Here is a 10,831-nt window from a genome sequence, read left to right on the forward strand (position 1 = left end):
GGGAGAGGGTTGCGCAGGCTTGGTGAGATCGCAGATCGAACCTAGCCGGAGCTGGGTGAGGGGGGATGGGTTTTACGCGGCCTGCCCTGTCCAGGCGACAAGCTCCGCCACCAGGCGCTTCAGGTTGGCGCGCAGCGGCGCGAAGCCCTCGGTGGCGGTGATGGTCGCCTCGTCCATGTAGAGCACCCGCTTGATTTCAATCTGCAGGGCGTGGCGGTGCTCGGCCGGGCGGCCGCTCAGGCGCAGGATCTCGGCGCCCTTGTAGGGATCGTTCACCGCGACGCTGTAGCCGAAAGCGCGCAGCCGCTCGGCGACGAAGGCGGTGAAGGCGGGATCGCAGCTCCGGCCCTCCAAGTCGCCCAGCACCACGTCCGGGCGCTCGGTCCCGGGCCCGTCCGGTGTGATGGCGGTACCGACGGACTTCATGGAGTGGACGTTGAGATGCCAGAGCTGCCCGTGGCGCGCGTGGACCGCATCCAGCTTCTCGGCGAGGGCCCGGCGGTAGGGTTTCCAGCAGCGTTCGATGCGGTGCTGCAGTGCTGCGACGGAGAGCGCGCCGTCGAGCAGAGGCTTGCCGTCGCCGGTCTTGGCGCGGAACAGACCGATGCCGAGGGCGGTCTTGGGGCCGGGGTTCAGCGGCTCCGGCCAGGGGCCGTCCAGCAGGGCCGGGTCGATGTCGTCGAGACGGCGGTTGGGGTCGATGTAGGCGCGGGGAAAACGGGCGGCCAGCAGGCTTGCGCCCGCCTCCGGCGCATCGGCGAAGAGGGTGTCCACCTGCCAGTCCTCGGCCCCGCGCAACACACGCTCGGGCACCGCGGCGCGGAAGTCTTGGGGATAGACGCGGCCCGAATGGGGCGAGTCGATGAACAGAGGCGAGGGCGTTGCCGCCTCGAAGAAATCGTAGGCGTCTGCGTCGAAGGGCGGGCGCGCTGCGTCGGCCCGCAGTTCAGCCGTCATTGAGGTGGCAGGCCGACCAGCGGCCGGGGGCGATTTCCTTCAGCGCCGGGCGCTCGGTGGCGCAGCGCGCCGTCGCGAAGGGGCAGCGCGGATGGAAGTGGCAGCCGGAGGGCGGGTCCAGCGGGGAGGGGATCTCGCCCTTCACCGGCTGGTAGTCGCGCTTGCGCAGCTCGATGCGCGGCACCTCGGCCAGCAGGGCCTGGGTGTAGGGGTGGTTGGGCTCGTCGAAAAGCTGGTCGGTGGGCGACACCTCGACCACCCGGCCCAGGTACATGATCACGATGCGGTCGGAGATGTGCTCCACCACCGAGAGGTCGTGGCTGATGAAGAGGTAGGTGAGGTCCAGATCCTCGCGCAGGTCCATGAAGAGGTTGATCACCTGCGCCTGGATGGAGACGTCCAGGGCGGCGATGGCCTCGTCGCAGACCAGGAAGCGCGGCTTCACCGCCAGCGCCCGGGCGATGCCGATGCGCTGGCGCTGGCCGCCGGAGAACTGGTGCGGGTAGCGGCGGCGGAAGTCGGCGTCGAGGCCGACCCGCAGCATCACGTCGGCGACGTAGTCCTCCATCTCCTTGGCCGGCACCATGCCGTGTACCTTCGGGGCCTCGCCGATGATATCCAGCACCCGCATGCGCGGGTCCAGGGAGGCGAAGGGGTCCTGGAAGATCATCTGCACCGCCAGCGCGGTCTGGCGGGAGCCCACCTTGCCGTCGCGCCAGATCGGCTCGCCGTCGAACTGCAGGGCGCCTTCGCTGGGCGGCAGGATGCCGGCGACCATGCGCCCGAAGGTGGACTTGCCGCAGCCGGATTCACCCACCAGCCCCAGCACCTCGCCCGGCGCCACCGACAGACTGACGCCGTCGACGGCGTGCACCGTTTCCTCGCGGACGTCGGCGCCCAGGCGCTGGGCGATCTTGCCGGCGAGGTCCAGGCGCTTGACGAAGCGCTTGCTCACCGTCTCGGCAGAGAGGATCGGCGCCGGGCTCTCCTGTAATGCCGCGTCGCTCATGCCGCCTCTCCCCCTTGCGGTTCGCCCGCCAGCGGACGGATGCAGCGCACCAGCCGGCCGTCGGCGGTGGGGCGCTCGGGCGGCTCCTCCTCGCAGGCGACATCGGCGTGGGGGCAGCGGCTGCGGAAGGCGCAGCCGTAGGGCAGGTTCAGCAGCGAGGGGGTCATGCCCGGGATCTGGAACAGCCGGCTGCCGCGCTGGTTGCGCCCCGGCACCGAGCCGATGAGGCCGGCGGTATAGGGATGGGCCGGCTGATCCAGCACCCGGTCGACGGTGCCCTGCTCGACGATCTTGCCGGCGTACATCACGCAGATCTGGTCGGCCAGGCCGGCGACCACCGCCAGGTCGTGGGTGATCCAGATCAGGGCGGTGCCGGTCTCGCGGCAGAGGTTCTGCGCCTCGAAGAGGATCTGGCCCTGGATCGTGACGTCGAGGGCCGTGGTCGGTTCGTCGGCGATGATCAGCTCCGGTTCGTTCAGAAAAGCGGTGGCGATGGCGACGCGCTGGCGCATCCCGCCGGAGAACTGGTGCGGATAGGAGTTCAGGCGTTCGTCCGGCGCGGCGATGCCGACCTTCACCAAGGCCTCGCGGGCGATTTCCAGGGCCCGCTCCTTGGAGACGTCGCGGTGGGCGAGCACCGCCTCGGTCATCTGGGTGTCGATGCGCAGCACCGGGTTCAGGGTCATCATCGGATCCTGAAAGATCATGGCGATCTTGGAGCCGCGCAGCTTGCGGCGCTCCTCCTCGGGGAGCTGGACCAGATCGCGGCCCTGGAAGAGGATCTCCCCGTCGACGATGCGCCCGGGCTGGTCCACCAGCCCCAGGATCGAAAACCCGGTGATCGATTTGCCGCTGCCGGACTCGCCCACCAGCCCCAGAACCTCGCCCTTGGCGACGTCGAAGCTGATGCCGTCGACGGCCTTGACCACGCCCTCCTTGGTGAAGAAGTGCGTCTTCAGGTCGCGCAGCGAAATCGTCGGCCCGCCGTTCCTGTCACTCATCGCCGCAGCCTCGGGTTTAATATATCGCGCAACTGATCACCCACCAGGTTGATGGCTACGATAGTAACCAGGAGGGCGATGCCTGGGAAGAAGGAGATCCAGTATTTGCCGGAGAGCATGTACTCGTAGCCGTTGGCGATCAGCAGGCCGAGGGAGGGCTCGGTGATCGGCACCCCTAGGCCCAGGAAGCTCAAGGTGGCCTCCAGGGCGATGGCATTGGCGACCTGGACCGTGGCGACCACGATGAGCGGCGGCAGGCAGTTGGGCAGCAGGTGATTGAAGACGACGCGCCGGTGGGAGAGGGCGAGACAGGTCGCGGCCTCGATGTACTCCTTGCGCCGCTCGACCAAAGCCGTGCCGCGCACCGTGCGCGCGTAGTAGGCCCACTGCACGGCGATCAAGGCGATGATCACCTTGTCGACGCCCTTGCCCAGGGCCGCCAGCAGGATCAGGGCGATCAGGATGGTGGGGAAGGAAAGCTGCAGGTCGACCAGGCGCATGATCACGGTGTCGACCCTGCCGCCGAAATAGGCCGCCAGCACGCCCAGGGACATGCCGATGGTCAGCGCGATCACCGTGCTCATGGCGCCGACGCCAAGGCTCATGCGCAGGCCGTAGACGATGGCCGAGAGCATGTCGCGCCCCTGCGGATCGGTGCCCAGCCAGAAGGTCTGGCTGCCGTCGAAGGTCGCCTCGCCGGGAGCTAACACGCCGTTCATGATGTCGAGCTGAAGCAGGTCGTAGGGATCCTGCGGCGTGATGAAATCGGCGAAGACCGCCAGCACGGCCAGAAAGATCACCAGCACCAGGCTGGCCACGGCAATCGGGCTCTCGGCGAACTCCGCGGCAAAGCGGGCGGCGGGCGAACTCTGCCAGGGGCTGGCCTCCGGCTCTTCGATTTCGACGATGGCGTCGCTGGCTTTTGCCGTATCGGTCATGCCTTGGCCTCCGACAGGCGCACCCGCGGATCGAGCACGCAATAGAGCATGTCGACCACGAAGTTGATGAGAATGAAGATGAAGACCGTGAGCATCAGGTAGGCCACCACCACCGGGCGGTCGAGGGCCTGGATCGAGTCGATCAGCAGCTTGCCCATGCCGGGCCAGGAAAAGACGGTCTCGGTCACCACGGCAAAGGCGATCATGCTGCCCAGTTCCAGGCCCAGGATGGTGACCACGGGGATCATGATGTTCTTGGCGATGTGCACCAGCACGATGCGGCGCTGGGAGAGGCCCTTGGCGCGGGCGAACTTCACATAGTCCTGCAGCGCCGCCTCCCGCGTGCCGGCGCGGGCCAGGCGGATCACCAGGGAGGTCTTGAAGAGCGCAAGATTGATGGCCGGCAGCAGCATGTGGGAGAGGCCGTCGGCGGTGAGGAAGGAGACCGGCACGCCGAAGAGGTCGACGGTGTCGCCGCGGCCGGTCGAGGGCAGCCACTTCAGGATCACCGCGAACAGCAGGATCAGCATCATGCCCTGCCAGAAGTTCGGCAGACTGAAGCCCATGATGGAGCCGGTCATGATGGTCTTGCCGGCGAGGGAATTCGGTTTGAGCCCGGCGATCATGCCCAGCGGCACGCCCAGGAAGATAGCGAACAGCAGGGCGAGGCAGGCCAGCTCCAGGGTCGCCGGCAGCTTCGAGATGATCAGCTCGGCCGCCGGCGTGGCATAGACGAAGGAGTTGCCGAGGTCGCCCTGCAGGGCATTGGTGACGAAGATGAAGAACTGTTCCCAGAGCGGCTTGTCGAGGCCCAGGCGGGCGATCGCCGCCTCCATCTCCGCCTGATCCGCATCGGGCGAGATCATCATGTCGATGGGGCTGCCGATGGCATAGACGCCGATGAAGACCAGCACCGCCATGGCAGCGATGACGAAGAGGCTCTGGCCCAGGCGGCGGAGGAAGTAAACCAGCATCGGCGGTTCCCTGTGCCGGGGCGCCGGGCCCACTCTCGCGGGCGCGGGGCGCTCAGTCGGCGTCCGTCAACACACCAGCGGGAAAGGGCGGGACCCCGCGGCCCCGCCCTTGTCTTCCCATTCGACCGTCAGTTCGCCGGCTTCACGCCCGTGGCGATGGTGTACTGGTCGGTCCGAGGTGTGTAGCTGAGCCCCTTGCGATAGGCCCAAGGGGTCACCTCGTAATGCAGCGGCAGGATGGCGTAGTTCTCCATCGCCACCTGGCTTGCGTTGCGCAGGATCGCTTCGCGCTTGTCGTCGTCGACGACGGCAAGGGCTTCTTCGATCATGGCGTCGAGTTCAGGGTTGGAGTAGCGGCCGCGGTTGGTGCCGCCCATGCCCTTGTCCTTGTTGCGGGTCGCCACCAGCGCGCGCAGCGGCGAGGACATCTCACCGGTGCCCGAGCCCCAGCCCGCCATGTAGAGGCTGAACTCATACTTGTTGCGGCGGGCGAAGAAGGTGCTCTTGGTCATGGCATCGACCTCGGTCTTGATGCCGACCCGGGTGAGCATCTGCGCCACCGCCTGGGCGATCTGGGCGTCGTTGATGTAGCGGTCGTTGGGCGAACCCAGGACCAGCTCGAAGCCGTCGCCATAGCCGGCATCGGCCAGCAGCTTCTTGGCCCCCTCGGGATCATAGGCCTCGTGGGTGGCGCCGGGGGTCGAGCCGAACATGCCCTGGGGCAGCAGCTCGCCGGCGGGGACGGCAACGCCGCCCATGATGCGGGCGACGATGGCCTCGCGGTTGATGGCCTTGGAGACGGCCTGGCGCACGCGCATGTCCTTGAAGGGGTTCTTGCCGCCGGTGCCGTCGATGCCGGGGGTCGGCTCCTGCTCGTGGTCGAAGTGCAGGTAGATGACCCGGTTGGAGAGCCCCTGGGCAACATCGAAGCCCTCGGACTTGATGCGCTCCAGGTCTTGGAGCGGCGGCTTGTCGATCATGTCGACGTCGCCGGCCAGCAGGGCGGCCACGCGCGGGCCGTTGCTGGTGATGGGCCGGAAGGTCACGGTTTGCCAGGCCGGCTTGTCGCCCCAGTAGTTCTCATTGCGCTCGAGAACGATCTTCTCGCCGCGGGTGAACTGCTTGAACTTGAAGGGCCCGGTGCCGTTGGCCTGGGAGCCGTCGTTGAAGGCCTGGGTTTTCGGGAAGGAGTCGATGCCCGTGCAGCCGTCGGTGCTGAAGCCGATATCGCCTGTCACGCCGTTGGCTGCCGCCGAGAGCACGCCCCAGGTGGAGACCTCCACCGGCAGCAGCGGATAGGGCTTGGCGGTCTTGAGGATCAGGGTATGCGAATCCTTGATCTGCATATCCGTGATCGCCTTGGTGTAGACGGTGAAGGACGAAGGGCTGTCTTCCACGGCCGGGATGCGGCAGACGGTGAAGACCACGTCCTTGGCGGTAAAGGGCGAGCCGTCATGGAAAGTGACGCCCTCGCGCAGTTTGAATTCCCAGGTGGTGTCGTCGGTCGGTTTCCAGGACACGGCGAGGCCCGGCTTCAACTGCTGTGCCTCGTTCTGAAGCACCAGCGAGTCGAACATGTGCCGCCGCATGGCGTTGTTGGGCCCGAGGTTGTGGTAGTGCGGGTCGAGAGCCGAGGGCTCCGAAGAAAGTCCGATGGTCAGTTCCTGTGCGGCCGCCGGCGAGGCCAGGACAGCGGCCAGCGAGACTGCGCACAGAAGAGTGCTCTTTCGCATGAGTTCGTTCCCCAAAGACGTTGCCAAAGACGAAAATGTCAGATGACGAAGTTGCGCCTGTTCCCGTGAACCGTGCGGCTCAACGGCCCACGGAGCTTCATTATGGTTCCGTCCTGTTCATGGAGCGGCGCCTTCAGACGCCTGCACACTCGACGGCGGAACCTTGCCGCATATAATGGGATTGTCTATCGTCGCTGTCAAAGCGAAATCGGCACTGCCCTGAGAGGGATCAACTGCTAGAGAAATCTGCCGTTTCGGCCAATTCGCCTATAATATAATGTTATGAGCTCCATACTGGAATCGCAGAGGCCCGGTGACGCCAAAGGCCAGCCCACGGCCCGCATGATGGAAGCATTCCATGCCGTTATGGATGCCGGATCGGTCAGCGCCGCGGCCCGCCACCTCGGGGTCTCGCAGCCGGCGGTCAGCCGCCTCCTGAAGCAGTTCGAGGCGGAGCTTGGCTTCTCCCTTTTCCACCGCGCCAAGGGCAAGCTGACGCCGACGCCCGAAGCGCACCGTCTCTCCGTCGACGTGGGCCGGGCCCTGGACGGGATCGAGCGGGTCCGGCGCTCGGCGGAGGACGTCCGCCGCCACGGCGTCGGCCGCCTGCGCGTCGGGGTCACGCCGATGCTCTATGAAGCCGTGATCTGCGGTCTGCTCGACCAGTTCCTCGGCGCCCATCCGCATCTAATCCTCACCATGGAGACCGGCCTGTCGGAAATGATGATGGACTGGCTGCTGCGCGATCAGATCGAAATGGCCTTTGCCTCCCTGCTGGACAGTCACCCAGGGGTTGACACCATTCCGCTGATCGAAACCCAAAGCGTGGTGTTGCTGCCGGCGGATCATCCCCTGAGCGAGAAGCCGGCGGTGCAAGTCGAGGATCTGGCTGAGATACCTCTGATCACCATGACACGGCGTTACTCCTCGCGGCACCGGATCGAGCAGATGTTCCGCCGGGCCGGCGTGCCCATGCGCCTCAGGGCGGAGACCAACCTGACCAGCACGATCTGCGACCTCGTGCGCATGGGCCAGGGCGTGGCGGTGGTCAACGCGCTGACCTGGGGCGGCGGCAGCGCCCGCAGCCTGGAAGCCCGTCCCCTGAAGCCGCGCCTGATCAACCGCTATGGGGTTCTGCACCTCGCGGACCGGGGCTTTTCCCGTCCGGCCCGGCAGTTGATCGCCGCGGTGCGCAAGCACCTGGCACAGGAGATGCCCGATTTCTATCTGGGCGAGGCTTGATGCAAGCCCAGGCGGCCAGCCCTCCCCGCATCGCCATCGGCGGCTTCGCGCTGGAATCGGTGTCCTTCCTGCCGCGGGAAACGGGTGTTGAAGACTTCGAGCGGCAGGCCCGGCGCGGCACCGGCCTGGTGGACGCCCTGGTAGGCAGCGCCAGTGCCGGCGGCGGCTTCGTCGAGGTTCTGAAAGCTGCGGCCGCCGAGATCGTGCCCCTGGTCTACACCGACTGCTCGGCGGCAGGACCGGCCAGCGACCGGGCTTTCGAAAGGGTCCGTGACGAACTGCTGCAGCGTCTCGCGGAGGCCGGGCCCCTCGACGGGCTGCTGCTGTTCCTGCACGGCGCCATGACCACGCCGAGCCGCCCGGACCCGGAAGGCGATCTGCTGGACGCGCTGCGGCGGCAGGTCGGGCCCGAACTGCCGGTGATGGTGGCCTTCGACCTCCATGCCAATCTCTCGCCGCGCACCGCCGAACTCTGCGATGCGCTGTTCGGCTTCCACTACTCGCCGCACATCGACATGGCCGAGACCGGCGCCCGCGCCGCGCGCTGCCTGCTGGACAAGCTGGCGGGCCGCCGCGATCCGCGGCTGGCCATGGTCAAGGTGCCCCTGGTCTTGTCCAGTATTTTCACTGCCACCAGCCTCGCACCCTTGTCGGAAATCGTCGCCTGTTCCGTCGATCTCCCGGCGGAGCGGCCGGGCATCATCGATGCCTCGGTGTTCTGCGGCTTTGCCTATGCCGATACACCGGACCTCGGCTTTTCCGTGGCGGTGGTGGCCGATGGAGACCGCGGCCTGGCCCAACGGGAGGCGGAGGCGCTGGCCGCGCGCATCTGGCAGAACCGGGAGGCCCTGCTGCACGAAGATCTTGTCCATGACCTGGACGAGGGTCTGCGGTCGGCCGAAGACCTGGCGCGCCGCGCGGACAGGCCCGTTGTGGTGCTGGAACACGCCGACCGCATGAACGATTCGACCTGGTGCCTGCGCCGGCTGATCGAGGGGGGCAGCGGGTTGCGGGTGCATTGCCCCTACCTCTGGGACCCGGAGACGGCAGCCCGGGCCGTCGCGGCGGGCGCGGGGGCGCGGATCGGCGTCACACTCGGCGGCAAGAGCTCGGAGCGCTCCGGCGGAGCGCTGGCGGTGCAGGCGGAGGTACTCTGGGCCGGCGAGAAGTGCTTTGTCGGGACCGGCCCGATGCGGCGGGGCCGGCGCATCGACCTGGGCGAGGCCGCGCTTCTGCGCATCGGTTCGGTCACCGTCTCGGTGACCTCGGTCTGTACCTCGGCCATCGACCTGGACGCCCTGGAGCAGTTCGGTATCGACTTCGCCGAGCAGGACATCCTGCTGCTGCGCTCCAAGACCCACTTCCGGGCCGTCTACGAACCCCTGGCGGCGGCGATCCTCATCGTCGACACGCCGGACTGGGGGCCCGCCGATCTCTCCAGCCTGCCCTATCGCCACGCCCCCGCGGGGCTCTATCCCTTGTCCCGCGAGGCCGGAGCCGAACCGATGGCGGAAATCACCGCTGATGGGTGAGCCGCTGCCGCAACTGAAGTCGATGCAAGACCATTTTCGAGAGGAAACCTATCGATGCCCGAGCAAGCCCAAGACAGCTACCCCATCGAACTGACCGCGCCGGACATCGCGCCCTACAAGGCGGGCAATACGGGCATCGACTACATCACCCGCTTCGACGCGGCGGAGCCGGGCCCCCATGTGATGATCACCGCGGTGGTCCACGGCAACGAGGTCTGCGGCGCCATCGCTCTCGATTGGCTGTTCCGCAACAGTGTCCAGCCGCTCAAAGGCTCGCTCTCCCTCGGCTTCATGAACATTGCGGCCTATGACAGCTTCGATCCCGCCGACCCGACGGCCTCGCGCTTCGTCGACGAGGACTTCAACCGCCTCTGGGCTGCCGAGACGCTGGACAACCAAGAGCGGGACTCCGTCGAGCTGCGCCGCGCCCGCCAGGTACGGCCCTATCTCGACGGCGTGGATTTCCTGCTGGACATCCACTCCATGCAGCACAAGACCCCGCCGCTGATGATGGCCGGGCCCCTGCCCAAGGGGCGCGCCTTCGCGCGGGATGTGGGCCTGCCGGAGCTGGTGGTGACCGACACCGGCCATGCCGCCGGCAAGCGGATGCGCGACTACGAAGGCTTCGCCGATCCGGCCAGTCCCAAGAACGCGCTGCTGATGGAGTGCGGCCAGCATTGGGAGGCGGCCGCCGGACCGCTCGCCATTCACACGGCCTTGCGCTTCCTGCTGGCCAAGGGGGTGGTCGCGGCGGACTGGGCGGCGGACGAACTGGCTGATGTCGAGCTGCCGCGCCAGCGCTTCATCGAGGTCACCGGGCCCATCACCATCGAGACCTCCGAATTCCGCTTTGTTGACGACTATCGCGGCCTGGAAGTGATCCCTTCTGCCGGCACGGTGATCGGTTACGACGGCGAGACCCCGGTGACCACGCCCTATGACGACTGCGTGCTGATCATGCCGTCGCGGCGCCTCAATCCCGGCGCCTCGGCGGTCCGGCTCGGCCGCTACGTCGAAGCGGTGTAAGGCCTCTACAGGGCAGCCAGGAGGGTATCGCAGACCCGCTCGACGGTGGCCTCGTCCAGATAGCCGTGCATCGGCAGGGCGAGGACTTCGCTGCTGACCTGTTCGGAGACCGGCAACGACCCGGTACCGCCGCCGTAGCCGGCATAGGCGCTGTGGAGGTGCAGCGGCTTACTGTAGTAGATGGCGCTGGCGATCCCCGCGGCACTGAGGGCACGGCGCAGCCGGTCGCGCTCGGGCGAGCGGATGGCGTAGACCGCCCAGGCCGAGCGATCGTTGCCCGGGGGCAAGGGTGTGCGCAAGTGGGCCGAGAGGCGCGCCTCGTACCAGGCCGCGGCCTGGGCCCGGGCCGCCAGTTCATCCTCGAAAGCGTCCAGCTTGGCCAGCAGGATCGCCGCCTGCAGGCTGTCGAGGCGGCTGTT

At 67.3% G+C, this 10,831-nt stretch carries 10 protein-coding genes; 3 read left to right on the forward strand and 7 right to left on the reverse strand.

Annotated features, from left to right (window positions below; genetic code table 11):
• Positions 1-72: 72 nt before the first annotated feature.
• The 6 genes from Q0996_RS15100 to Q0996_RS15125 form a co-directional block, all read right to left on the reverse strand.
• Positions 73-957 (reverse strand): N-formylglutamate amidohydrolase, encoded by an 885-nt coding sequence (locus Q0996_RS15100; protein ID WP_299621343.1) that lies wholly within the window; start codon positions 955-957, stop codon positions 73-75.
• Positions 947-1,966 (reverse strand): ABC transporter ATP-binding protein, encoded by a 1,020-nt coding sequence (locus tag Q0996_RS15105; protein ID WP_299621346.1) that lies wholly within the window; start codon positions 1,964-1,966, stop codon positions 947-949. Before Q0996_RS15105 ends, Q0996_RS15100 begins: the two co-directional genes overlap by 11 nt.
• On the reverse strand, positions 1,963-2,967 hold the full coding sequence (locus Q0996_RS15110; RefSeq protein WP_299621349.1) for an ABC transporter ATP-binding protein: 1,005 nt from the start codon (positions 2,965-2,967) through the stop codon (positions 1,963-1,965). Before Q0996_RS15110 ends, Q0996_RS15105 begins: the two co-directional genes overlap by 4 nt.
• The gene (locus Q0996_RS15115) at positions 2,964-3,905 is read right to left on the reverse strand and encodes an ABC transporter permease (protein ID WP_299621352.1); all 942 of its coding nucleotides are present in this window, start codon (positions 3,903-3,905) and stop codon (positions 2,964-2,966) included. The genes Q0996_RS15110 and Q0996_RS15115 overlap by 4 nt, the downstream gene beginning before the upstream one ends.
• Positions 3,902-4,879: an ABC transporter permease gene (locus tag Q0996_RS15120; protein WP_299621355.1), complete on the reverse strand. Its 978-nt coding sequence runs from the start codon at positions 4,877-4,879 to the stop codon at positions 3,902-3,904. Before Q0996_RS15120 ends, Q0996_RS15115 begins: the two co-directional genes overlap by 4 nt.
• Positions 4,880-5,007: 128 nt before the next feature.
• On the reverse strand, positions 5,008-6,612 hold the full coding sequence (locus Q0996_RS15125; protein ID WP_299621357.1) for an ABC transporter substrate-binding protein: 1,605 nt from the start codon (positions 6,610-6,612) through the stop codon (positions 5,008-5,010).
• 282 nt (positions 6,613-6,894) lie between these two features.
• On the opposite strand from Q0996_RS15125, the gene Q0996_RS15130 reads away from it, so the two are divergent.
• Genes Q0996_RS15130 through Q0996_RS15140 form a run of 3 tightly spaced genes read left to right on the forward strand, consistent with a single transcriptional unit; the run spans position 6,895 to position 10,412 of the window.
• A complete protein-coding gene (locus Q0996_RS15130) occupies positions 6,895-7,854 on the forward strand; it encodes a LysR substrate-binding domain-containing protein (RefSeq protein WP_299621360.1) in 960 nt (319 codons plus the stop codon).
• Entirely contained in the window at positions 7,854-9,386 is a 1,533-nt protein-coding gene (locus tag Q0996_RS15135) for a M81 family metallopeptidase (protein WP_299621363.1), read from the forward strand. The genes Q0996_RS15130 and Q0996_RS15135 overlap by 1 nt, the downstream gene beginning before the upstream one ends.
• A gap of 54 nt (positions 9,387-9,440) precedes the next feature.
• The gene (locus Q0996_RS15140; protein WP_299621365.1) at positions 9,441-10,412 is read left to right on the forward strand and encodes a M14 family metallopeptidase; all 972 of its coding nucleotides are present in this window, start codon (positions 9,441-9,443) and stop codon (positions 10,410-10,412) included.
• Positions 10,413-10,417: 5 nt separating this feature from the next.
• Here the strand turns inward: Q0996_RS15140 and Q0996_RS15145 are convergent.
• A partial coding sequence (locus Q0996_RS15145; RefSeq protein WP_299621368.1) for a DegT/DnrJ/EryC1/StrS family aminotransferase occupies positions 10,418-10,831 on the reverse strand: 414 nt, incomplete at its 5' end.

This window comes from Pelagibius sp. (assembly GCF_028289705.1).
Taxonomy (GTDB): Bacteria; Pseudomonadota; Alphaproteobacteria; order Kiloniellales; family Kiloniellaceae; genus Pelagibius.

What these genes read in the sequence shown, in the direction of transcription:
- Q0996_RS15100 (WP_299621343.1), bottom strand. Translation starts at nt 957, where the DNA reads ATGACGGCTGAACTGCGGGCCGACGCAGCGCGCCCGCCCTTCGACGCA.
- Q0996_RS15105 (WP_299621346.1), bottom strand. Translation starts at nt 1,966, where the DNA reads ATGAGCGACGCGGCATTACAGGAGAGCCCGGCGCCGATCCTCTCTGCC.
- Q0996_RS15110 (WP_299621349.1), bottom strand. Translation starts at nt 2,967, where the DNA reads ATGAGTGACAGGAACGGCGGGCCGACGATTTCGCTGCGCGACCTGAAG.
- Q0996_RS15115 (WP_299621352.1), bottom strand. Translation starts at nt 3,905, where the DNA reads ATGACCGATACGGCAAAAGCCAGCGACGCCATCGTCGAAATCGAAGAG.
- Q0996_RS15120 (WP_299621355.1), bottom strand. Translation starts at nt 4,879, where the DNA reads ATGCTGGTTTACTTCCTCCGCCGCCTGGGCCAGAGCCTCTTCGTCATC.
- Q0996_RS15125 (WP_299621357.1), bottom strand. Translation starts at nt 6,612, where the DNA reads ATGCGAAAGAGCACTCTTCTGTGCGCAGTCTCGCTGGCCGCTGTCCTG.
- Q0996_RS15130 (WP_299621360.1), top strand. Translation starts at nt 6,895, where the DNA reads ATGAGCTCCATACTGGAATCGCAGAGGCCCGGTGACGCCAAAGGCCAG.
- Q0996_RS15135 (WP_299621363.1), top strand. Translation starts at nt 7,854, where the DNA reads ATGCAAGCCCAGGCGGCCAGCCCTCCCCGCATCGCCATCGGCGGCTTC.
- Q0996_RS15140 (WP_299621365.1), top strand. Translation starts at nt 9,441, where the DNA reads ATGCCCGAGCAAGCCCAAGACAGCTACCCCATCGAACTGACCGCGCCG.